Source organism: Nonomuraea sp. NPDC052265, from assembly GCF_044547985.1.
In the GTDB taxonomy this organism is placed as follows: Bacteria; Actinomycetota; Actinomycetes; order Streptosporangiales; family Streptosporangiaceae; genus Nonomuraea.
The window spans coordinates 261555-282371 of record NZ_JBIUBJ010000007.1 but is presented as its reverse complement, the minus strand read 5'-3'; the positions used below and the strand labels follow the sequence as shown (position 1 = coordinate 282371).

At 72.7% G+C, this 20817-nt stretch carries 21 protein-coding genes and 1 pseudogene; 8 read left to right on the top strand and 14 right to left on the bottom strand.

The window, feature by feature from the left end:
- Window positions 1–50 precede the first annotated feature (50 nt).
- A complete protein-coding gene (locus ACIHAD_RS23185) occupies window positions 51–656 on the top strand; it encodes a superoxide dismutase family protein (RefSeq protein ID WP_397356654.1) in 606 nt (201 codons plus the stop codon).
- An 87-nt stretch (window positions 657–743) separates the two neighbouring features.
- The gene (locus ACIHAD_RS23180) at window positions 744–1076 is read left to right on the top strand and encodes a putative quinol monooxygenase (RefSeq protein ID WP_397356653.1); all 333 of its coding nucleotides are present in this window, start codon (window positions 744–746) and stop codon (window positions 1074–1076) included.
- 25 nt (window positions 1077–1101) lie between these two features.
- On the opposite strand, the gene ACIHAD_RS23175 is transcribed toward ACIHAD_RS23180, so the two are convergent.
- Window positions 1102–1971 carry an NAD(P)H-binding protein gene (locus ACIHAD_RS23175; RefSeq protein WP_397356651.1) on the bottom strand — a complete coding sequence of 290 codons (870 nt, stop codon included), beginning with the start codon at window positions 1969–1971 and terminating at the stop codon, window positions 1102–1104.
- 121 nt (window positions 1972–2092) lie between these two features.
- Between ACIHAD_RS23175 and ACIHAD_RS23170 the strand changes: the two genes are divergently transcribed.
- The 3 genes from ACIHAD_RS23170 to ACIHAD_RS23160 all read left to right on the top strand — a co-directional run bounded on the left by ACIHAD_RS23170 (window position 2093) and on the right by ACIHAD_RS23160 (window position 5860).
- Window positions 2093–2872: a CPBP family intramembrane glutamic endopeptidase gene (locus tag ACIHAD_RS23170; protein ID WP_397356650.1), complete on the top strand. Its 780-nt coding sequence runs from the start codon at window positions 2093–2095 to the stop codon at window positions 2870–2872.
- Between the two features lie 190 nt (window positions 2873–3062).
- Window positions 3063–5024, top strand: coding sequence for a glycosyl hydrolase family 28-related protein (locus tag ACIHAD_RS23165; protein ID WP_397356648.1), 1962 nt, complete (start codon window positions 3063–3065; stop codon window positions 5022–5024).
- A gap of 41 nt (window positions 5025–5065) precedes the next feature.
- Window positions 5066–5860 carry an SDR family oxidoreductase gene (locus ACIHAD_RS23160; RefSeq protein ID WP_397356646.1) on the top strand — a complete coding sequence of 265 codons (795 nt, stop codon included), beginning with the start codon at window positions 5066–5068 and terminating at the stop codon, window positions 5858–5860.
- An 88-nt stretch (window positions 5861–5948) separates the two neighbouring features.
- On the opposite strand, the gene ACIHAD_RS23155 is transcribed toward ACIHAD_RS23160, so the two are convergent.
- The 8 genes from ACIHAD_RS23155 to ACIHAD_RS23120 form a co-directional block, all read right to left on the bottom strand.
- On the bottom strand, window positions 5949–6476 hold the full coding sequence (locus ACIHAD_RS23155; protein WP_397356645.1) for an NADPH-dependent FMN reductase: 528 nt from the start codon (window positions 6474–6476) through the stop codon (window positions 5949–5951).
- Entirely contained in the window at window positions 6473–7804 is a 1332-nt protein-coding gene (locus ACIHAD_RS23150) for an LLM class flavin-dependent oxidoreductase (protein ID WP_397356644.1), read from the bottom strand. The genes ACIHAD_RS23155 and ACIHAD_RS23150 overlap by 4 nt, the downstream gene beginning before the upstream one ends.
- Window positions 7801–8847 (bottom strand): ABC transporter permease subunit, encoded by a 1047-nt coding sequence (locus ACIHAD_RS23145; protein ID WP_397356643.1) that lies wholly within the window; start codon window positions 8845–8847, stop codon window positions 7801–7803. The genes ACIHAD_RS23150 and ACIHAD_RS23145 overlap by 4 nt, the downstream gene beginning before the upstream one ends.
- Window positions 8840–9676 (bottom strand): ABC transporter ATP-binding protein, encoded by an 837-nt coding sequence (locus ACIHAD_RS23140; protein ID WP_397356642.1) that lies wholly within the window; start codon window positions 9674–9676, stop codon window positions 8840–8842. Before ACIHAD_RS23140 ends, ACIHAD_RS23145 begins: the two co-directional genes overlap by 8 nt.
- On the bottom strand, window positions 9673–10692 hold the full coding sequence (locus ACIHAD_RS23135) for an ABC transporter substrate-binding protein (protein ID WP_397356641.1): 1020 nt from the start codon (window positions 10690–10692) through the stop codon (window positions 9673–9675). The genes ACIHAD_RS23140 and ACIHAD_RS23135 overlap by 4 nt, the downstream gene beginning before the upstream one ends.
- A gap of 229 nt (window positions 10693–10921) precedes the next feature.
- Window positions 10922–11398, bottom strand: coding sequence for a hypothetical protein (locus tag ACIHAD_RS23130; protein ID WP_397356640.1), 477 nt, complete (start codon window positions 11396–11398; stop codon window positions 10922–10924).
- A gap of 191 nt (window positions 11399–11589) precedes the next feature.
- Window positions 11590–12285: a hypothetical protein gene (locus ACIHAD_RS23125; RefSeq protein ID WP_397356639.1), complete on the bottom strand. Its 696-nt coding sequence runs from the start codon at window positions 12283–12285 to the stop codon at window positions 11590–11592.
- Between the two features lie 81 nt (window positions 12286–12366).
- The gene (locus ACIHAD_RS23120) at window positions 12367–13545 is read right to left on the bottom strand and encodes an Ig-like domain-containing protein (protein WP_397356638.1); all 1179 of its coding nucleotides are present in this window, start codon (window positions 13543–13545) and stop codon (window positions 12367–12369) included.
- A gap of 213 nt (window positions 13546–13758) precedes the next feature.
- Between ACIHAD_RS23120 and ACIHAD_RS23115 the strand changes: the two genes are divergently transcribed.
- Window positions 13759–14625, top strand: a complete 867-nt coding sequence (locus ACIHAD_RS23115; RefSeq protein WP_397356637.1) for a polysaccharide deacetylase family protein — start codon at window positions 13759–13761, stop codon at window positions 14623–14625.
- Here the strand turns inward: ACIHAD_RS23115 and ACIHAD_RS23110 are convergent.
- Window positions 14589–14732, bottom strand: coding sequence for a hypothetical protein (locus tag ACIHAD_RS23110; RefSeq protein WP_397356636.1), 144 nt, complete (start codon window positions 14730–14732; stop codon window positions 14589–14591). The two genes, ACIHAD_RS23115 and ACIHAD_RS23110, sit on opposite strands and share 37 nt — an antisense overlap.
- 35 nt (window positions 14733–14767) lie before the next feature.
- On the opposite strand from ACIHAD_RS23110, the pseudogene ACIHAD_RS23105 reads away from it, so the two are divergent.
- A pseudogene (locus ACIHAD_RS23105) lies at window positions 14768–15187 on the top strand (gamma-glutamyl-gamma-aminobutyrate hydrolase family protein); the annotation flags it as partial.
- An 82-nt stretch (window positions 15188–15269) separates the two neighbouring features.
- On the opposite strand, the gene ACIHAD_RS23100 reads toward ACIHAD_RS23105, so the two are convergent.
- From ACIHAD_RS23100 to ACIHAD_RS23085, 4 genes are read right to left on the bottom strand one after another with little or no spacing between them, the layout of a single operon-like run.
- On the bottom strand, window positions 15270–16118 hold the full coding sequence (locus tag ACIHAD_RS23100) for a fumarylacetoacetate hydrolase family protein (protein ID WP_397356634.1): 849 nt from the start codon (window positions 16116–16118) through the stop codon (window positions 15270–15272).
- Entirely contained in the window at window positions 16111–17019 is a 909-nt protein-coding gene (locus tag ACIHAD_RS23095) for a 3,4-dihydroxyphenylacetate 2,3-dioxygenase (protein WP_397356633.1), read from the bottom strand. The genes ACIHAD_RS23100 and ACIHAD_RS23095 overlap by 8 nt, the downstream gene beginning before the upstream one ends.
- Window positions 17012–18472, bottom strand: coding sequence for an aldehyde dehydrogenase (locus ACIHAD_RS23090; RefSeq protein WP_397356632.1), 1461 nt, complete (start codon window positions 18470–18472; stop codon window positions 17012–17014). Before ACIHAD_RS23090 ends, ACIHAD_RS23095 begins: the two co-directional genes overlap by 8 nt.
- 25 nt (window positions 18473–18497) lie before the next feature.
- Entirely contained in the window at window positions 18498–19304 is an 807-nt protein-coding gene (locus tag ACIHAD_RS23085; RefSeq protein WP_397356775.1) for an acetoacetate decarboxylase family protein, read from the bottom strand.
- A 126-nt stretch (window positions 19305–19430) separates the two neighbouring features.
- Between ACIHAD_RS23085 and ACIHAD_RS23080 the strand changes: the two genes are divergently transcribed.
- Window positions 19431–20756 (top strand): glutamine synthetase family protein, encoded by a 1326-nt coding sequence (locus tag ACIHAD_RS23080; protein WP_397356631.1) that lies wholly within the window; start codon window positions 19431–19433, stop codon window positions 20754–20756.
- The last annotated feature ends 61 nt before the right edge of the window (window positions 20757–20817 follow it).

Sequence of the window (20817 nt, the reverse complement as noted above, 5' to 3'; positions counted from 1 at the left end):
ATACCCTCGATGAGTCCGCACATCTCCGCCTCACGAGGGACGGTTCCGCCATGCCCAAGGCACGGACGTTCAGCCGGACACATCTGGCGCTCTGCCTCGCGCTCGCCGCCGGGGTCGCCGCGATCGGCGCGGGAGCGGTGGCCGACGCCACCGCCTCGCGGCCGGGCGACCCGCGGCCCGTGGTCATCCGCGACACGCGCGGCGTCGCGGTCGGCAGGCTCGGCATCCTGCGCGAGGGGTTCGGGACGGCGCGCGTCTCGGTCTCGGTCAAGGGGCTGACGCCCGGCTTCCACGGCTTCCACATCCACACGACGGGCCTGTGCGACCCGCAGGCCGTCGATCCGGCGACCGGCCAGGTCTCCCCCTTCTTCACCGCCGGTGGCCACCTCGACCTGGCCGGCGGCGGCCACGCCGGGCACGCGGGCGACCTGCCGCCGCTGCTGGTCGGCAAGGACGGGTCGGGCACCGCGTCGGTCGTCACCGACCGGTTCGGGCTGCGCGAGCTGACCGACGCCGACGGCAGCGCGATCGTCGTGCACGCGCTCCCCGACAACCTGGCCAACATCCCCGCCCGCTACGCCCCGACCGGCCCCGACGAGGCCACCCTCAGGACGGGCGACGCGGGCGGCCGTACGGCCTGCGGCGTGATCAGGTGACGCGGCGCGCGTGACGCCCGTCGCGGCCGGGCGGCGGTCTGCGGCTAGTCTCGTGCCGTAACGCCGCCGACCTCGGGAGTTCCCGTCATGATCTTCATCACCGCCAAGTTCCGCGTCCTGCCGCAGCACGCCGCCCGCTGGCCGGAGATCTCGGCCGAGTTCACCGAGGCCACCCGCGCCGAACCGGGCTGCCTGTGGTTCGACTGGTCGCGCAGCCTCGACGACCCGGCCGAGTACGTCCTCGTCGAGGCCTTCCGCGACGACGCGGCCGGGACGGCGCACGTGACGTCGGCGCACTTCAAGCAGGCCCAGCAGGTGCTGCCCGGCTACCTGGCCGAGACGCCGCGCATCGTCAACGCGAACATCCCGCAGGACGACTGGTCGCCGCTCGGCGAGATGGCCGTCCCCGAGCGGGGCTGACCGCCGTCCGGTCCCGGGCGGCCGGTCAGCCGTGCGGGTGGAAGGCGGCGGCGTGGTCGGCGGCCCAGGTGGCGAAGGTGCGGGGCGGGCGGCCGAGCGCCGCGGCCGTGTCCCCGGTGACCGGGTGCTGCGGGCGCGTCGCGTACCGGGCGTACCGGGCCAGCAGGGCGTGGACGAACGGCTCGGGCAGGCCCCCGGCGACCAGGTGCCGTTCGGCGGCCTCCGGCGGGATCTCCTCCAAGCGCAGCGGCCGGCCGATCGCCTCGCCGATCACCGCCACCATCGCGGCGTGGGTCAGCGACTCGGGCCCGGTCAGTTCCAGCCGGCCCCCGGTGTGCCCGCCGAGCAGCGCCTTGGCCGCCACCTCGACCAGGTCGCGTTCGTCGATCGGCACCTCCTGGAAGCCGGCGTGCACGTACCGGACGACGTCCCCGGCGCGGATCTGCGGGGCCCACGCCTGGAGGGCGTTCCCGGCGAAGGAGGCGGCGCGCAGGCTGGTCCACTCCAGGCCGCTGTCCACGGCGGCCTGCTCGGCCTCCTTGTTCCGGTCGCCGCGGAAGCGGGAGGGCTGCTCGTCGAGGGGGTCGTCGGCGTTCATCGCGGACAGGGCCACCACCCGCCGCGCGCCGCGTTCGGCGGCGCGGGCGAGCAGGCCGGGGGCGCCGTCGCCGATGGCGCGCGGGTGCAGGAAGACGGCGGTGACGCCGTCCAGGTGACCGGCGAGGGTCTCGGGGCGGGCCGGGTCGCCCTCGACGACCTCGGTGCCGGCGGGCAGGAGCGCCGGGTCCGCCGACCGGGTGACGGCGCGTACCTTGGCCCCTTGGGCGGTGAGCAGTTCGACCAGCGGACGTCCGAGCGCCCCGGTGGCGCCGGTGACGAGGATCATGTCGTTCATGCCCCCTGAGAGGACTCCGGGGCGGGAAGTGTGACATCGGGGCTTCGGCCGTCCCGATGGAGACCCGCCGACAAGGGGTGCTTTATCCGGATCGGAGCGATGGGCGGCTACTCTGCGGCCCATGCACACCCAGTCACTCGCACCCGCTCCGGCCCTCGGCCCCAGGCTCATCAGAGCCGAGATCCTCGTCGTGCTGTCGGTCTCGCTCGGCGCCAGCGCGGTGCTGGCGCTGGTCCGGCTGATCGGCGCGCTGACCGCGCCCAAGGAGCTGAAGGGGCAGCACGCCGTGCTCGTCGGCTCGCTGGCTCCCGGACGTCCGTGGCTGGACCTGACGTTGCAGCTCGTGGACATCGCGATCTCGGTGGCGCCGGTCGCGCTGGTGGCGTACCTGCTGGTCAGGTCGGGCGAGTCGCTGCGGACGATCGGGGTGGACCTGCGCGAGCCCGGCCGCGACACGCTGCGCGGCGCGCTGCTCGCCGCCGCGATCGGCGGCACGGGGCTGGCCTTCTACCTGGTGGTCTACGCGCTGGGCGTCAACCTGACGGTGGTGCCGGGGCAGTTGCCGGAGGTGTGGTGGCGGGTGCCGGTGCTGCTGCTGGCCGCCGCGCAGAACGGGGTGCTGGAGGAGGTGCTGGTGAGCGGCTACCTGTTGCACCGGCTGGGCCAGGCGGGCTGGGGGCCGTGGCGGGCGGTGGCCGTGTCGTCGGTGTTGCGGGGCTCGTACCACCTGTATCAGGGATTCGGGGGGTTCGTCGGGAACGTGGTGATGGGGCTGGTGTTCGGGCGGCTGTACCAGCGGTGGGGGCGCGCGATGCCGCTGGTGATCGCGCACATGCTGATCGACGTGGTGGCCTTCGTCGGGTACGCGGCGCTGCACGGCCGGGTGAGCTGGCTCCCCTGACGGCCGCTTGCAAGCCATTTGCGTAAGTGCCGCAAGAAATCGATAGTCATTCGGAGCTCATCAACAGTGTTACGAAACTCCTTCGCAGAAGCCTTGTGTCCCGGGGTCGTGGGGTCCTACTGTCACCTCACCCCCCGAGAGAATCGAGCTTCGGATGTCACCCACGAGCACATCCCGGAGAGTCGTGGCGGTGCTGGCCGCGGCTCTCGGCCTCCCCCTCGCCTGGCTCGCCGTCCCCGCGCAGGCCGCCGCCACGGCACAGCGGCCCGTGGTGACGCGGGCCGCCCTCGACCCGGCGCTGGTCGCCGGCCGGGGCGCGCGCGTCGGCTTCGCCGAGCAGGAGGCCGAGAACGCCGCGACGGACGGCACGGTCATCGGCCCCGACCGCGACGCGTACACGCTGCCCGCCGAGGCGTCCGGACGGCGGGCCGTCAGGCTGACCCCCGGACGGCACGTCGAGTTCACCCTCCCGGCCGCGGCCAACGCGATCACGGTGCGCTACAGCATCCCCGACGCGCCCTCGGGCGGCGGCATCACCGCGCCGCTGGACGTGGCGGTCAACGGCCGCCACCGGGCCACCATGACGCTGACCTCGCAGTACTCGTGGCTGTACAACCAGTACCCCTTCAGCGACGACCCCGGCGCCGACCTGCTGCACCCGGACTGGTGGATCACCGAGTGCTCCTGCGTGCCCAGCGCCACCGCCCCGGCCCCGGCGATCGCCAAGCCGTTCCGGCCCAGCCACTTCTACGACGAGCAGCGCCTGCCGCTCGGGCGCACGTACCGGGCCGGCGACCGGATCCGGCTGACGGCGGGCGCCGGCGCCGCCTGGACGGTCATCGACCTGCTGGACTCCGAACTCGTCGCCCCGCCGCGGATCGAGCCGGTCGCGGCCAACGTGCTGGCCTTCGGCGCGGACCCGTCCGGCCGCCGCGAGTCCTCGGCCGCCTTCGACCGGGCCGTCGCCTTCGCCAGGCGCACCCACCTGAAGGTATACGTCCCGCCCGGCACGTACCAGGTGAACCGGCACATCGTCGTGGACGACGTGACGATCACCGGCGCGGGAAGCTGGTACACGATCATCAAGGGCCGCCAGGTCGCCCTGGACGCCCCGGCGCCCGACGGGTCCGTCCACACCGGCGTCGGCTTCTACGGCAAGGACGCCGAGGACGGCGGCAGCCGGAACGTGCGCCTGTCCGGGTTCGCCATCGAGGGCGACGTCCGCGAGCGGATCGACACCGACCAGGTCAACGGCGTCGGCGGCGCCATGAGCGACTCCACGATCGAGGGCCTGTACATCCACCACACCAAGGTCGGCCTCTGGTTCGACGGGCCCATGAGCGGCGTCCGCGTCACCGGCAACGTGATCGCCGACCAGATCGCCGACGGGCTCAACCTGCACACCGGCGTCACCGGCTCGGTCGTGTCGGACAACTTCGTCCGCAACTCCGGCGACGACGGCCTGGCGATGTGGTCGGAGAAGACGGCGAACGCGCGCAACACGTTCGACCACAACACCGTCCAGACGCCGGTGCTGGCCAACGGCATCGCGATCTACGGCGGCACGGACAACACGGTCTCGGCCAACCTGGTCGCCGACCCCGTCCGCGAGGGCAGCGCGCTGCAGGTCGGCTCCCGCTTCGGCGCCGAGCCGTTCACCGGCCGCCTGGACATCACCGGCAACACCACCGTGCGGGCGGGCACGTACGAGCTGAACTGGAACATCGGCCTCGGCGCCATCTGGTTCTACGCCCTGGAGCGGAACATCGAGGCCGACGTCCGGGTGACCGGCGACCACTACCTGGACAACACCTACAACGCCCTCATGCTGGTCGCCGACTGGCCCGTCAAGGACCTCTACTCCATCACGAACCTGCACTTCAAGGACGTCCGGGTGGACGGCACCGGCACCTCGGTGCTCAGCGCCCGCGCCGCCGGCTCGGCCACCTTCGAGAACGTGGACGCCCGCAACGTGGGCGCGGTCCCCGTCAACAACTGCGGCACCTTCCACTTCACCCCGGCCGGCTCGGAGTTCTCGCTGGCGGACGGGGGCGGCAACGACGGCTGGCTCGCCCCCTGGCTCCTCCCCAACACCCTCACCTGCGCCGACCGCCCCCCGGTAACCCCACCCCCGGCCCCCTCCCCCTGGTAAAGCGGGCGCGTCAGGGGGCGGGGGTGGGGCAGGGGGACGGCATGACCGACAGCTACGACCGGGTCGCCGTCGTCACGGGCGCCGACTCCGGCATCGGCAAGGCAACCGCCGTGCTGCTCGCCGAGCACGGGTTCGACGTGGGGATCACCTACCACGAGGACGAGGAGGGCGCGCGGGAGACCGCCGCGCTGGTACGGGACGCGGGCAAGGCGGCCGCCGTACGCCGCCACGACCTGACCGACCCGGTACGGGCCGCGCACGCCGTCGACGAACTGGCCGGGGATCTGGGCGGGCTCGGCGTGCTGGTCAACAACGCCGGCACCGGGTCCTCGGAGCCGTTGCTGGACATGGACTACGAGCGCTGGCGTTCGGTGTTGTCGGTGGACCTGGACGGGCCGTTCCTGTGCGCGCAGCGGGCGGCCCGGCGGATGGTGGCCGAGGGGCGCGGCGGCCGGATCGTGAACGTCACCAGCGTGCACGAGGAGTACCCGAGGGTGGGGGCCGGGCCGTACTGCGCGGCCAAGGGCGGGCTGAAGCTGCTCAGCCGGGTGCTGGCGCTGGAGCTGGCCGCGCACGGCATCACGGTCAACACCGTCGCGCCCGGCGAGATCGCCACCCCGATGACCGGGCAGGAGGACCAGGTGCCGCGGGCCGGGAGCCGTCCGGGCTACCCGATCCCGCGGCCGGGCGACGCCCGCGAGGTCGCCGCGGTCATCGCCTTCCTCGCCTCGCCGGCCGCCTCGTACATGACCGGCTCGTCGGTGTTCGTGGACGGCGGGCTGGTGACGATGGGACCGCAGGCGGCGGGGGCGCTCCAGTCCGGCGACTGGCGTTGACCCCGCGCCCCCGCCCGCTCTCAGGAAGGCCCGCTCTGAGGAAGGCCCGCTCCCGGGGAGGCCCGCTCCCAGGACGAGCCGCCCGCTCTCAGGCGGTGGCCGGGTGGCCGACCGCGAGGGCCGCGGCCACCTGCGGCGCGACGCGGTCCGCCCAGCGGCTCAGGATGTCCTCCAGCGCGGGCAGCTGGGACTCCGGCACGGCGAGCCCCGGCGTCGGCACGGTCGCGCCCAGCTCCACCAGCAGGGGCCGCAGGTGCACCTCGACGGCCAGCGCGTGCTTCGGGTCGCCCATGACCAGCAGCGGCAGCGCCACCACCCCGGCCAGCGCCTCCGGCCGCAACCGGTCGAGGAACGCCTTCAGCAGCCCGGTGTACGTCCCCTTGTAGGTGGGACTGGCCACCACCAGCACCCTCGCCTCGGCCACCAGCTCCAGCGCCACCTCGACGCCGGGCGTCGGCCCGGGGGCGAGCAGGTGCGGCCCGAGCGCCGACAGGTCGACCACGTCGTGCGCGCCCGGGAGGCCGAGCCGCCGCGCGACGGCCTCGGCCGCCCCGGCGGCCACGGTCCTCGTCCTGGAGCCCTCGCGGGGGTTGCCGACCAGCGTCACGACGCTCATCCGGCCACCGCCGTCGCCAGCCTGGCGGCGTACCGGGAGGCGGGCCGGGTCAGGCCGTAGTTGTCGCGGAGGGTACGGCCCTCGTACTCGTACCGGAACAGGCCCCTGATCTGCAGCTCCGGCACGACGTGGTCCACGAAGTCGGACAGGCCCGACGGGAGCAGCGGCGGCATGATGTTGAAGCCGTCGGCGGCCCCGGTGAAGAACCATTCCTGGAGCTGGTCGGCGATCTGCTCGGGCGTCCCGGCGACCACGCGGTGGCCACGGCCCCCGGCCAGCCGGTTGAGCAGTTGCCTGACCGTCAGGCTCTCCCGCCTGGCCAGGTCGATGACGAGCTTGCGCCGGCTCTGCGCGCCCTCGGTCTCGACGGGCACGTCCGGCAGCGGCAGGTCGAGGTCGTCCTCTGTGAGCTCGATGCCGGTCAGGTGGGAGAGCTGGGCCAGGCCGTAGGCGGGGATGATCAGGTCTTCGAGCTCCTTCTCCAGGTGCAGCGCCTCCCGTTCGGTCGAGCCGATGATCGGCGAGATGCCGGGCAGGACCAGCAGGTCATCGGGCTGTCTGCCGTGGGCGGCCGCCCGCCGCTTGATGTCGGTGGAGAACTCCTGGCCCTCCTCCAGGGTCTGCTGGGCGGTGAAGACGGCCTCGGCGTGCCGGGCGGCGAACTCCTTGCCGTCCTCCGACGACCCGGCCTGCACCAGCAGCGGGCGGCCCTGCGGCGAGCGCGAGGTGTTCAGCGGTCCCCGGACGGCGAAGTGGCGGCCGATGTGCTCGATGGGATGGATCTTGCCGGTGTCGGCGTAGAGGCCGCCGGCGCGGTCGCCCAGGATGGCGTCGTCCTCCCAACTGTCCCAGAGCTTGCCGACGACCTCCAGGAACTCGTCCGCCCTGGCGTAACGGGCGGAGTGCGCGGGGCGTTCGACGCCGAAGTTGAGCGCCTCGGCCTCGCCGGCGGAGGTGACGATGTTCCAGCCGGCCCGGCCGCCGCTGATGTGGTCGAGGGAGGCGAACTTGCGCGCCACGTGGAAGGGCTCGTTGTACGTCGTGGAGACGGTCGCGATCAGGCCGATGTGGTCGGTCACCGAGGCGAGGGCGGCCAGCAACGTGAGCGGTTCCAGCCCGCCGAGCGCGTTGTGCCGGACGTCGCCCTGCAGCGCCACGCCGTCGGCGAGGAAGAGCGAGTCGAGCTTGCCGCGCTCGGCGATCCTGGCCAGCTCCTGGTAGTGGCGGACGTCGGTCAGGCGGCTGGGCTCGGTCCGCGGGTGCCGCCAGGCCGCCTCGTGGTGGCCGACGCCCATGAGGAAGGCGTTCAGGTGGAGCTTTCTCGTCACGTGGTCCTCCAGGTGGAGAAGCGGCGCTCGACGCCGATCAGGAGCAGGTTGAACAGCAGGCCGACCACGGAGATCGTGATGATGCCGGCGTACATGTCGGGGATGCGGAAGCTGGACTGGGCGTCGAGGATGAGGTAACCGAGCCCGGCCTTGGCTCCGACCATCTCGGCGAACAGCAGGACGAGGATCGAGTACGCGCCCGCCAGGCGTACGCCCGTGAAGATGGTGGGGACGGCGGCCGGCAGGATCACCTTCTGGAACAGCCGCACCGGGCCGAGCCCCATCGACCGGGCCGACTTGATCAGCAGGGGCTCGACGGTCTTCACGCCGCTGATGGTGTTGAGCAGGATGGGCCAGGAGCAGGCGTACAGGACGAACGCCACCTTCGTCGTCTCGCCGATGCCGAGGATGAGCGTGAAGACCGGCAGCAGCGCGACCGCCGAGGTGTTGCGGAACACCTCCAGCAGCGGGGTCAGGAGGTCGGCGACGGGCTTGTACCAGCCGATCAGCAGCCCGAGCGGGATGGCCAGCACGATCGCCAGCCCGAACCCGGACAACGAGCGGGCCAGCGACGCCTCCAGGTGCTCGGGTAGCCGGCCCGTCAGCAGCAGGTCCGCGCCGGCGGCAACGCTCTCGGAGAGCGGGGGCACGAACACGGGGTCCACCACGCCGAGGCGGGGCAGCACCTCCCAGGCGGCCAGGAGCAGCAGGATCGCGGCCGAGTTCCGCCCGGCCCGCCGCGCCAGCCCGCCCGCCCGCCTCCTCGCCCCCGAGAGGGACGCCGCCTTCCGGTTCTCCCCCGCCAGGGTCGGGTTCCGGCTCTCCCCCTCGGCGGGCCGGACCGGGTTGGCGGGCTCCTTCCCGGTGGCGGGAACGGCCTCGGCGGCGGGAACGGGGTCGGTGGCGGGAACGGGGTCGGTGGCGGGAACGGGGTCGGTGGCGGGAACGGGGTCGGTGGCGGGAACGGGATCGTCGTCGGGGAGGTCGTACCAGTGGACGTCGCCCCCGGGGCGCGTCCGCTCGTCGGCGCGCGCGTCAGTCATGCCGGATCGCCGCCTTCCGCTCCTGCACCTGCGCCGCGGCGACCTCGTCGCGCAGCAGCCCCCACACGTGGTGCCGGTACTCGCCGAAGCGCGGGTCGGCCCGCAGGTCGCCCTCGCGCGAGTCGAACTCCACCTCGGTGATCTCCTTGATCCGGCCGGGCCTGGAGGTCATCACGGCGACCCGTTGCCCCAGGTAGACGGCCTCGTCGATGCCGTGCGTGATGAAGATGACGGTCTTGCGGGTGTGCTGCCAGATGCGCAGCAGCTCCTCCTGCAGCGACTCGCGGGTCTGCGCGTCGAGCGCGGCGAACGGCTCGTCCATCAGCAGGACGTCGGGGTCGAAGGCCAGGCTGCGGGCGATGGCGACGCGCTGGCGCATGCCGCCGGACAGCTCGTGCGGGTAGCGGTCCTCGAAGCCGGACAGGCCGACCAGTTCGAGGTGCCGCCGCGCCCGTTCCGTACGTTCGGCCCTTGGCACGCCCTTGGCCTCCAGCCCGAACGCGACGTTGGCCAGCGCGGTCCGCCACGGGAACAGCGCGTACTGCTGGAAGACGATCCCCCGGTCGAGGCCGGGGCCGGTGACCGGCGCGCCGTTGACCACGATCTCGCCCGACGTCGGCTCGGTCAGCCCGGCGACCAGGTCGAGGAGCGTGGACTTGCCGCAGCCGCTCGGCCCGACGAGCGTGAGGAACTCCCCTTCGCGGACGTCGAGGTCGATCCCGGACAGGGCGGTGAACGGCTCGCCCGCGTCCCTGACCGTGAACTCCTTGCCGACATTCCGGATGCCGATCTTCGTACGGACGCCGGTCTCGCTGATCGTGGCGGTCATGAGCCGCTCCCGTTCGCGTAGGGGTTGAACTCGTTGGTGTAGAGGTCGGCGGCCTTGACCTGGCCCGGACGGATCTCGCCCTCGCGCTGGAGCCAGTCGATCCACCGCTGGAACTCCGCGCTGTCGATCACGCCGCCCTCGCCCGCGATGCCGGTGCTCTTCCAGAGCTTGACGACGTCGGTGCTCTCGTTGCGCCCGCGCTTGGCGATGATCTGCTCGAACCTGGCGACGACCTCCTCGCGCGGCCGGGTCTGCGCCCAGGCGACGGCCTTGGCGAATCCGGCGACGAAGGTCTTGACGGTGCCGGGGTTCCTGGCGATGAAGTCCTCGCGCAGCACGACGGACCCGGCCGTGAACGGGCCGAACAGCTCGACGTCGGTGAACAGCGGACGCAGCCCGCCGCGTTCGAGCGCCTTGTCCTTGAGCACGCCGCCGAGCGTGCCGACGTCGAGCTGCCCCTGCCGCAGCGCCTGCTCGGTGTTGACCGGCGGGATCACCACGAGCTGGACCTGCTCGATCTCGGCCGGGGTCAGCCCCTGGCGCTTGAGGTACTCCTTGATGACGGCCTCGTGGTGGGCGCCGAGGGTGTTGACGCCGATCTTCTTGCCGATGAGGTCGCGGGCGGTCCTGACGGGGCTGTCGTCCTTGACGTAGTAGCCGTTGAACGACTTCTCGTCCGAGCCGTAGTAGCCGATCACCGCCTTGATCGGGGCCTTGGCCGCCTTGAGCTTGATGACGGCGCCGTCGAAGGCGCCGCCGAAGTCGGTCTGGCCGGTGGCCGCGGACTGGATGTCCTGCGGTCCGGAGGTGGTGTTGCCCACCCATGTGAGCTTGACGTCGCCGAGGTAGCCGAGCTCCGCGGCCAGTTCGGGGAAGGTGACGTTGCCCGCGCTGCCCTGGTAGCGGAGCTCCTTCACCTCCGGTTCGCCGGGTTTCGCCGAGCCCTCGGCCGCGCCGCAGCCGACCGTCACGGTCGCGAGCAGCACGGCGAGGAGTGCACGTCTGATGTTGATCACGATGAGTTCCTCTGGGGAGAACTGCGCAGGGGGCGGGGAGATCTGCCGGAGGTGCGTGATCAGCGACACTGCGCGCTGGCGACGTGGCCGTGGTCCACGTGCGGGCGCCGGGTCAGGTAGGGGCCCTGGCTCATGCGTACGAAGCTACGGAACCCGGGAAGCTAAGTCAACATTTCCTACTGGATTTACATGAAAAGCATCGCGTCCAGGCCCTTGACCACCGTGCTGGTCAGCGTTCCGAGACCGTGTAACCGGCGATCTCGCCGGCCGCGTTGAGCACCAGGCCCAGCTCGGGCTCGGGCACGTCGATCCCCGAGTCGGCGCGTACCGCGATCCGGCCGCCGTCCCCGGAGACCTTCCAGGCCACGGACTTGAAGAACAGCTCGGGGCGTTCGGCGTCGTAGACGAGCTCGTACACGTCGGCCGCCCGCTCGCTCTCGGTCACCCGGGCCTCCCGCGACCGCCTGTACGTGACCCCGGCGGCCCACACCTCCATCCGCCCGTCCACGGGGGCCAGCGGGCGCACGTCCGCCGACGGGTGCCGGGGACCGCCGGGCGCGGCACACCGTTCCCGCAGCTCGGCGACGGGCAACCGCAACAGCTCCCCCACCCCGCCCACACCGTCGAGCTCCGCCACCTGCTCGCCGTCGTCCACGCCGACCACGTCCAGATGGGTCACCGGGCTGCTGAACCGCACGATACGCATGATCCGCTCCTGCTCTCGTCCGTCGGGACACGATCACCCTACGAGAGCCGCGATCACCGGATCGGCGGCCGGTGATCACGGCACCGGTCCGCCCGTAGGGGGCGGCGGTTCCCGGTCACGCTGACCGGGAACGCACCACGCGAACGCCGCCCCCGGCCCTTCTCCGCCGTCCGGGGTCAGGCGCACGGGGGTCAGGCGAAGCGTTCGATGGTCACGGGGATCAGGCCCTGGCCGCGGATCGCCTGCCGGTGGTGGTGGAGCAGGGCGCCGATGGCGGCGAGCGGGCCGGCGCTCAGGCGTACGGTGACGTCCAGGCACCAGGCGATGCCGGGGCCGATGCGCCGCAGCTCCCAGGTGAAGGTGTGTCCCGCGGCGGTCGCCGTGGCGGTGCCCGCGATCCTGGCCCTCGGGTTCGCCTCCGGCGGCTCCAGGCGCAGGACGGTGCGCACGTTCGCCAGCCCGCGCTCGCCGAGCTCGCCCGCGAACAGGATGCGGTAGCGCCGGGTCTGCGCCGAGCGGGAGCCGCCCAGGTCGAGCGGGGCCGCGGCGGGAAGCGCCTGCCGGTACTGGAAGAAGGCCCGCAGCTCGGCCTCCTCCGGCAGCGCGCCCCCGCCGAGCATCGAGTAGGTGTCGCGGGCGTCGCGCCGGGTCACGGGCAACACCCGCTCGCGCAGCGCGGGATCGGCGCGGATGGCCCGGCTGGATCCGGGCGACTCGCGCCACTCGCCGCACTCGGAGGCCCATTCCGCGCAGTCGATGCCCGCGGCGGTGTAGTCGTCGCAGAGCACGAACTCCTCGACCAGGATGCCCAGGGGAAGTGTTCCGCGGCCGCGGTCTTCGGGGGCGGCGTAGATCAGGTAGTAGTCCAGGGGTACGTCGGCGTCCATTGGCGACATGATCGTGGGACGGGCCCGCGCGGGCAAGGCGACATTCTGATGTTCTCGCAGGTCTCGCCGTTAGATGCGGGTCTAGCCGGTAACGGGCTTGCCGGTTGCGCCGCCGGCGAGCCATTCGTCCCAGGACTTCGCCCAGGGCGTGGGGCCGTTCCCGAACCGCAACTTGCGCGAGGTGCCCTTGACCTGGATGACGTCGCCGCGCTGGGTGAAGTCGTAGAACCAGCGCGCGTCGGCGGGACTGGCGTTGACGCAGCCGTGGCTGACGTTGGAGTTGCCCTGCGCGCCGGTGGACCAGGGCGCGGCGTGGAAGAAGGTGCCGCTGTAGGTCATCCGGACGTTCCACTTGGTCTTGATCCGGTACTCGCCCGGTTCGCCGATGGTGGCCGAGTCCATGACGGTCTCCGCGGCCTTCTCCTGGGCGATCATGGTGCCGGAGTAACTGTCGTCGCCGGGTTTGCCCAGGCTGACGGGGATCGTCCGGACGACCTTGCCGTCCGCGGTGACGACGGCCCGGTGGCGGTCGGCGTCCACCTTGGTGACGTGCCTGGGGCCGACGGTGAAGGACAGGCTGCGGTCCTTGGTCCCCCACAGGCCCTCGCCCGCGCGCAGCCCGGCCAGGTGGGCGACGACCTTGACCTTCTCGCCGACCGGCCAGTACTCGCGCGGCCTGAACTGCACCTCGCGGTCGCTCACCCAGCTCCACGCACCCTCGACCGGCTCGGACATCTCCACGACCAGCGAACGCTCGACCGCCGCCCTGGCCTGTCTGGAGGTGACCGGGTGGGACAACAGGAGCTGGACCGGCATCCCGACGCCGACCTTCTCGCCGTCCAGCGGCGACATGCCGCTCTGCAGGGCCCGCACGGGCTTGAGCGTGGTGAAGGACGACTGCCCGGTGACGGCCTTTCCGTCGGTGCCCGTGGCCCGCGCGCTCACCGTGTACGACGTCGCGGGCCGCAGCGGCCACCGTGGCCGCCAGGTGCCGTCGGCCGCCGTCGAGCCGGTCACCTGGCGTCCCTTGGCGTCGGCGACGGTCACCTTGGTGACCTTGCCGCCGGTGACCTTGACGCTGATCCCGGTGTCGGGGGCGACCTTCTTCGTGCCGTCGGCGGGGGTGATCGCGAGCCTGGCCACCGGGCCCTGGGGCTGTCCGGGGCCGCCCGGCGGCTGCGCGCCGCCTCCGCCGGAGGTGCATCCGGCGATCAGGAGCGCCGCGAGGGCGAGCGTCGTGCTGGTCCGGCCGTTCCGCATCTCCGATGCCTCCCGTGCCTGACAAGGCGTCGATTTCACTTTAAGCGGTCGGTGCTGTCACTTCTGCCCGTAGGGAATGGGAGAAACCTTCATCCGTAGATGGGCGCTCTTGCGAACCTTGCGGGCGGATCTGGTGTCCAACTCTCTGGAACGGTCCTTGTGGGCCGATCTCAGTGGATGACGCACCGGGGGCGGTGCATGAGGGGGAACGTCATGAACAGCGCCATGAGGCCGGGCCTGTCCGGAATCGGGATGGCCGCGGCGATGCTGGCCGTCACGACCGCGCTCACGGGAGCCACCCCGGCCCACCCCACGCCCTCCCCCACCCATCCGGCTCCCACCCATCCGGCCCCGTCGCCCTCCCCCGAGCCGAAGCCCGAACACAAGCCCGACCACAAGCCGGACCACAAGCCTGATCACGAGCCCGACCAGACCGGGCCGACCCCCGACCCGGCGGAGAAGGCCGACTGCCTCAAGGTCAAGTGCGTGGCGCTCACCTTCGACGACGGCCCCGGGCCCTACACCGGGACGCTGCTGCGGCACCTGGCGAAGTACCAGGCCCGCGCCACGTTCTTCGTCGTCGGCCGGAACGTCGCCGCCAACCCCGACGTGGTCCGGCGCACGGTCGAGGCCGGGCACGAGCTCGGCAACCACACCTGGTCGCACCCCGACCTGACCAGGCTGTCCCCGGCCGCGATCAAGTCCCAGCTCGCCCGCACCGACCGGGCCGTGGAGTCCGCCGCGGGCGTCGTGCCCGGCCTGGTACGCCCCCCGTACGGCGCGATGGACCGGGACGTGCGGCGGCTGGCGCACCGGCCGCTGGTGTTGTGGAGCGTGGACACCCTCGACTGGCGCTACCGCGACAGCGCCAGGGTGGCCCGCGTCTCGCTCAAGCGGGTCCGCCCCGGCAGCGTCATCCTGTTCCACGACATCCACCCGACCACGGTCAAGGCCCTCCCGCGGGTGCTGAAGGGCCTGTCCGCCCGCGGCTACCGCTTCGTCACGGTCGGCGAGCTGTTCGGCGGCCGGCCGCCGAAGGTCGTTCACAACGCCCGGCGGCTCTCCGGCGGTGCCAAGTAGCTGGGCAGGCGCCCGCCGGTGTCCACCACGAGCCGCTGCAGGACGACGGTCGGGTCCACCATCCAGAACTTCAGCACGTGCGTGCCGGAAGCCGTGACGGTGTGCACGGTCGTGGTCTCGTTGACGTTCGGACGACGAGCAGGACGCCTTCGACCTGGCCCTGGCCCGCCACGCGCTGGCCGCCGGGCTGCCCACGCTGGCGGTCTGCCGCGGCCTCCAGGTCGTCAACGTGGCCCTCGGCGGCACCCTGGAGCAGGACATGGACGGCCACCGGCACGTCGTGCACCCGGTGTCGCTGCGTCCGGGCAGCCTGCTGGAACGCGCGGCCGGGACGCGGAAGGTGGAGGCGTCCTGCTTCCACCACCAGCGCGTCGAACGCCTCGGCGACGGCCTGTCCCCCGCCGCCCACGCCGCCGACGGCACGGTGGAGGCCCTTGAGCACGAGGGCCTGCCCGGCTGGTTCACCGCCGTGCAGTGGCATCCCGAGGACACCGCCCATCGCGACCCGGCCCAGCAGGCCCTGTTCGACGCACTCGTCCGCGAGTCGGGGCATGATGGCTGACGTCAGCCACCTGTTCGCCTACTACGGCAGGCGCGGCTTCCGCGACGAGGGCCGCCGCCTCCTCAGCCACCCCCTGTGAGCCTCACGGGCGGCGCGGCGGGCGCACGCCCCTGAACTCCCAGTCGCCGCCGAGCGCGGTCGAGCGCACCTCCTCCGACTCCGTCGGCTGCGCGCCGACGTCGGACCGGATCGGCACCGGCCCGGCCACGACGTGGTTGGTCAGCCGGCCGAGCCCTTCGGCCTCGACCTCGACCACGTCCCCCGGCTCGACGGGGCGCGAGCCCGCCGGGGTGCCCGACAGCAGCACGTCGCCGGGGAAGAGGGTGATCGTCCGGGCGATGTCGGCGACCAGGTAGTGCATGTCCCACGTCATCTCGTCGGTGTTGCCGTCCTGGACGACCTCGCCGTTGACGTACGTCCGCAGCCGCTTGCCGCGGAAGTCCCAGCCGGTCACCAGGCCCGGACCGAGCGGGCACAGCGTGTCGGAGCCCTTGACGCGCAACATCGAGCCGGCGTCGGTGTCGCGGAAGTCGTGCAGCCCGAAGTCGTTGGCCACGGTGTAGCCCGCGATGTGCTCACCGGCCTCGGAGGGGGCGATGTTGCGGCAGGTCCGGCCGATGACGATGGCGATCTCGCCCTCGTAGTTGAGCCACCTGCAGCCTTCGGGCCGCACGACCGCGCCCCGGTGGGAGTTGAGCGAGGAGGTGGGCTTGTGGAAGTAGGTCGGCGCGTCCGGCAGCCGGGTCCGGAACTCCTCGACCCGGCTGCGGTGGTTGAGGTGCACCGCGATGATCTTCGTGGGGACGATCGGCGGCAGGTGCGCGGCCTCCTCGGCCCTGATCCGGCGGCCGTCCCCGGCGACGAGGTCGTCCCCGTCGCGGACGGTCTCGGTGACGGCGCCGTCGAGCAGGACGCGGCGGTACTCAGGCATGGGCGTTCTCCTGTCGGGGTGCGGTCCAGCCGCCGGACGGGCGGTCGAACCAGAGCAGGGCCTGGCCGGTGCCGACGGAGTTCTCGTACTCACCGTACTGGCGGGCGGGGGCCGTGCAGCGCTCCTCGCCGAGAGCGCCGGCCAGCATGGCGTAGTGGTGGAAGCGGGCCTCCGGCTTGTACGTCCAGAACTCCGGCATCGTGCGCAGGACCTCGTCGTGGCGGCCGTTCCTGAACCATTCGATGCGCCGCAGGTCGGCGGCGCGGGCCTCGGGGGTGAAGATGTGGCGCGGGTCGCTGGCCTCGTGGTCGCGCAGCTCGCGCAGCGGCCAGAACGTGTGCGACAGCGCGCCGGAGGCGATCACCAGCACCCGCCGGTCGGTGGCCGCGACGCCGTCGGCCAGTGCGCGGCCGAGCCGCAGGTGGTCCTCCATGTCGCCGGTCTGGCACACGCCGATGCTCACCCAGCGCTTGCCGGGCAGGCCCTCGCCGAGGTACTTCCACAGGTTGGTGGTGGCGTAGTAGATCGGCAGGTACTCGTCGTCGATGGGGGTGATCCAGGTGCCGTGCCGGTCGGCGAAGGAGGCCACGTTGCGGGCCAGCTCGGGGTCGCCGGGGAAGTCGTACGGCATCCGGCACATGCCGCGCGGCAGCTCCTCGGAGGTGAACAGCCCGGCGCGGCGCGGCTGGGCGGTGACCACGAACTCGACCGTGGTGGCCCAGTGGGAGTCCAGCACGACGACGGTGTCGTAGTCGTCGCGCTCGAAGACGTCCCGGCGCAGCTCGCGCAGGCCGGTGACCAGGGTGATCTCCTTGCCGCCGTTCAGCTCCAGCCGGACCCGCTCGGGCAGCACGATGGTGGGGACGTGCGCGAGCAGCCCCGCCCCGACGATCTCACCCATGGTCGTTCCAGCCCTTCGGCGCGGTGACGGTGTTCTTCAGGTCGCAGTAGAAGTCGAAGCTCCAGGTGCCGCCCTCGCGGCCGACGCCGGACTCGCGGGAGCCGCCGAAGGGCGCGCGCAGGTCGCGCACGAAGAAGCAGTTGACCCAGACCGTGCCCGCGACCAGCCGCTCGGTGACCCGGCGGGCGCGCTCCCGGTCGCCGGTCGCGACGGTGGCGGCCAGGCCGAAGCGGGTGTCGTTGGCCAGCCGGACGGCCTCCTCCTCGGTGTCGAACGTCTGCAGCGTGAGCACCGGGCCGAAGACCTCCTCCTGGACGATCTCGCTGTCCTGGGCCACGTCGGCGAGCAGGGTGGGCCGGTAGTACAGGCCGTCCCCGCGCTCGCCGCCGATGACGGCGCGCGCCCCGGCCGAAAGGGCCCGCCGGACGAACGCGTCGATCTTCTCCACCTGACGCGGGTGGATGTTGGGGCCGATGTCGGTGGCCTCGTCGCGCGGGTCGCCCTGGACCAGGGCCGCGGCCCGCTCGGTGAAGCGCCGGGTGAACTCCTCGGCGATCGGCGACTCGACCAGCAGGCGGGTGGCGGCCAGGCACACCTGCCCGGCGTTGTCGTACTGCTCGACGGCCAGGTCCACGGCGAGGTCGAGGTCGGCGTCGGCGAAGACCAGCAGCGGCGACTTGCCGCCCAGCTCCAGGCTGAGCGGGGTGAGGTTGGCGGCGGCCGAGCGGGCGATGCGCCGCGCGGTCGGCACCGAGCCGGTGAAGCTGACCCGGCGGACGCCGTGGTGCTCGACCAGGGCCTGCCCGGCCTCCTCGCCGAACCCCTGGACGACGTTGAACACGCCGTCCGGCAGCCCGGCCGCGGCGGCGACGTCGGCCAGCAGGGAGGCGGTGAGCGGCGACCACTCGGCGGGCTTGAGCACCACCGTGTTCCCGGCGGCGAGCGCCGGGGCGATCTTCCAGGTGGCCAGCATGAGGGGCGCGTTCCACGGCGTGATCAGGGCGCAGGGGCCGGCCGGGTCCCAGGAGACGTGGTTGGCGTGGTCGCGGGTGTCGAAGTCGTCGTGGCCGAGGCCCTCCAGCCAGTCGGCGAAGAAGCGGAAGTTGTGCGCCACGCGGGGCATGACGCCGCGGCGGTGGGAGCGCAGCAGGGCGCCGTTGTCGCGGGTCTCGACGGCGGCCAGTTCCTCCAGCCGCTTCTCGACGCCGCCGGCGATCGCCCGCAGCACGGCGGCCCGGCCGGCGCGCGGGGTGGCGGCCCAGCCGGGGAAGGCGTCCTGGGCCGCGGTGACGGCGGCGTGCACCTCGGCCGGGCCGCCGCGGGCGATCTCCCCGAGCGCGGTCCCGTCGATGGGCGAGAGGTCCGTGAACGTGCGCTCGGAGGCGACGCGCCGGCCGCCGATCCAGTGGCGGGTGTCGACGGTGACCCCGGCGACGGTGATCTGTTCGGACATGTCGGGTGCTCCCATTCTCAAGGGGCTAGTGCGCGCCGGACGTGCCGGATTCCAGGAGCGTGCCGCCGTCCCACACCACGCCGACCTGGCGGAAGTAGGCGCCGATGGGCTCGCGGACCGCCAGCCGGGACAGCTCCTCGGTCGGGGCGTCGAACAACTCCAGCTCGGCGTCGCCCGCCCACGCCTGGCCGGCCTCGAAGGCGGCGGCGCCGGACTCGACCAGCTCGTCGAGCGCCAGCCCGCCGCCCTTGCCGATGGCGGGCAGCCAGCGGTGGTGGGCCATGGGGTGGCCGTTGACGAACCCGTTGGACGGCGACGGCTCGCGCAGCGTCACGACGGCCTGGGCCAGGCGGCGGTCGGCGGCGGCCAGCGTCGCGCCGAACCGGGCGCCCGCCCCGATCCGGGGCGCGGGCCCGTACGGGTGCGGCCTGGTCTGGTGGATCGACCCCAGCTTCTTCGGATAGCCCTGGTGCAGCCCCCTGGCGACGGCGAAGTCCTTGTCCACCCAGATGTAGACGCACCTGGAGTAGGTCCGCCCCCGGTAGGAGCAGCGGACGACGGCGAACGCCTCCTTGTACTGCGAGCGCACCGGGTCCAGCAGCTCCTCGCGGGAGCCGGAGCAGGACTGCCAGTCGGCCCAGATGAGCGCGACCGCGCCCGGGTCCTCCTCGGCGAGCTCCAGCGGTTCGGGCAGCAGCTCGCGCACCCGGTCAGGGTCGGTGCGGTACTCGATGGTGAGCAGGTCGCCGGAGTAGTGCCACGGCGGCTCCGGGACGAGGGACGAGCGGCCCGTGGCCGTCTTGGGGTGGAAGTAGCCGCGGACGCCGGCCAAGATGCTCCTCCTGAACTCGTTTGGTTCCAAATAAAATAGGAACATCAAGGCCGATCGGTCAACAGGTCTTGCGAGCTCCAATACGCGCCCGTTACGTTTGGCTTCAAACGACCCAAGGAGAGACCGGTGCAGCAGCACATCGACCGCCTGACCGAGCGGGGCGTCGACGTGGTCCGCGTGACCTACCCCGACCTGACCGGGACCGACCGCGCCCGCGACGTCCTGCTGGAGTCGCTGCCCGACGCCGTCGGTCACGGCCTCGCCTTCTGCCGGGCGGTCTACCACTCCACCCCGCGCGGCGGCACCGCCGACATCAGCGGCGGCCTGGACGCGGGGCTGCCCGACATCGCCGTCGTACCCGATCTGGCCACGCTCGCCCCGCTGCCGTGGGAGCCCGGCGTGGCCTGGTGCCACGGCGACGTCGTCGATCCCGCCACCGGCGCCCCGGCCCCCGAGTCGCCCCGCGACCTGCTGCGCGCCGTGCTTGCCCGGTGCGCCGAGCAGGGCCTGCGCCCGGTCGTCGGGCCCGAGCTGGAGTACTTCCTGTGCGACCCGGCCCCCGCGGGCGGCTGGCAACGCTACGCCGAGGCCACCGGCAACGTCTACACCGCCGGCCGCCGCGGCGACCCCGACGGCCACCTCACCCGCACGCTGCGGCACCTGCGCGACCTCGGGCTCGGCGTGACGGCGGGCAACCACGAGTTCAGCAGCGGCCAGTTCGAGATCAACCTGCGGCACTCCGAGGCGCTGGACGCGGCCGACCGGGCCTTCTGGTTCAAGGCGGCGGTCAAGGAGCTGGCGCGGGTGGAGGGCAGGCTGGCGACGTTCATGGCCAAGCCGTTCAACGACGAGGGCGGGTCGGGGTTCCACCTGCACCTGTCGTGCCTGGGCGAGGACGGCGGCAACGCCTTCGACGACCCGGCCGCGCCGTACGGGCTGTCGGCGACCGCGCGGCACGCCGTCGCGGGCGTGCTGGCCCACGCCCCCGCGCTGGCGGCGCTGGCCAACCCGACGGTCAACTCCTACAAGCGGTTCGGCCCCGACACGCTGGCCCCCTGGCTCGTCGACTGGGGGCTCGACAACCGCAGCGCGATGCTCCGCATCCCGCCGGAGCGCGGCGCGGGCGCCCGGTTCGAGCTGCGGCTCGGGGACGCCAGCGCCAACCCGTACCTGCTGGTCGCCGGGGCCGCGGCCGCCGCTCTGCTGGGCGTGCGGGCGGCCGGGGAGCCGCCCGCGCCGCTCGTCGGGTACGGCTACGACGCCTCCAAGGCCCCGGTGCTGCCGATGACCCTGCCCGAGGCCCTGGACGCCCTGGAGGCCGACGGCGAGCTCACCGAGCTGCTCGGCAAGGACTTCACCGCCGCCTTCCTGGCCTACAAGCGCGACGAGGTCGCCCGCTTCCAGCGGCACGTCACCGACTGGGAGTTCGGCGAGTACGCCTACCACCTGTGACCCGTCATTCGATCGCGCGCTGCGCCAGGTCCTCGGCCAGCGCGATGATCTCCGGGTTGTA

Excerpts from the sequence above, each read along its gene's own strand:
- ACIHAD_RS23185 (WP_397356654.1), top strand. The coding sequence starts at position 51 with ATGCCCAAGGCACGGACGTTCAGCCGGACACATCTGGCGCTCTGCCTC.
- ACIHAD_RS23180 (WP_397356653.1), top strand. The coding sequence starts at position 744 with ATGATCTTCATCACCGCCAAGTTCCGCGTCCTGCCGCAGCACGCCGCC.
- ACIHAD_RS23175 (WP_397356651.1), bottom strand. The coding sequence starts at position 1,971 with ATGAACGACATGATCCTCGTCACCGGCGCCACCGGGGCGCTCGGACGT.
- ACIHAD_RS23170 (WP_397356650.1), top strand. The coding sequence starts at position 2,093 with ATGCACACCCAGTCACTCGCACCCGCTCCGGCCCTCGGCCCCAGGCTC.
- ACIHAD_RS23160 (WP_397356646.1), top strand. The coding sequence starts at position 5,066 with ATGACCGACAGCTACGACCGGGTCGCCGTCGTCACGGGCGCCGACTCC.
- ACIHAD_RS23155 (WP_397356645.1), bottom strand. The coding sequence starts at position 6,476 with ATGAGCGTCGTGACGCTGGTCGGCAACCCCCGCGAGGGCTCCAGGACG.
- ACIHAD_RS23145 (WP_397356643.1), bottom strand. The coding sequence starts at position 8,847 with ATGACTGACGCGCGCGCCGACGAGCGGACGCGCCCCGGGGGCGACGTC.
- ACIHAD_RS23140 (WP_397356642.1), bottom strand. The coding sequence starts at position 9,676 with ATGACCGCCACGATCAGCGAGACCGGCGTCCGTACGAAGATCGGCATC.
- ACIHAD_RS23130 (WP_397356640.1), bottom strand. The coding sequence starts at position 11,398 with ATGCGTATCGTGCGGTTCAGCAGCCCGGTGACCCATCTGGACGTGGTC.
- ACIHAD_RS23125 (WP_397356639.1), bottom strand. The coding sequence starts at position 12,285 with ATGGACGCCGACGTACCCCTGGACTACTACCTGATCTACGCCGCCCCC.
- ACIHAD_RS23120 (WP_397356638.1), bottom strand. The coding sequence starts at position 13,545 with ATGCGGAACGGCCGGACCAGCACGACGCTCGCCCTCGCGGCGCTCCTG.
- ACIHAD_RS23115 (WP_397356637.1), top strand. The coding sequence starts at position 13,759 with ATGAACAGCGCCATGAGGCCGGGCCTGTCCGGAATCGGGATGGCCGCG.
- ACIHAD_RS23100 (WP_397356634.1), bottom strand. The coding sequence starts at position 16,118 with ATGCCTGAGTACCGCCGCGTCCTGCTCGACGGCGCCGTCACCGAGACC.
- ACIHAD_RS23095 (WP_397356633.1), bottom strand. The coding sequence starts at position 17,019 with ATGGGTGAGATCGTCGGGGCGGGGCTGCTCGCGCACGTCCCCACCATC.
- ACIHAD_RS23090 (WP_397356632.1), bottom strand. The coding sequence starts at position 18,472 with ATGTCCGAACAGATCACCGTCGCCGGGGTCACCGTCGACACCCGCCAC.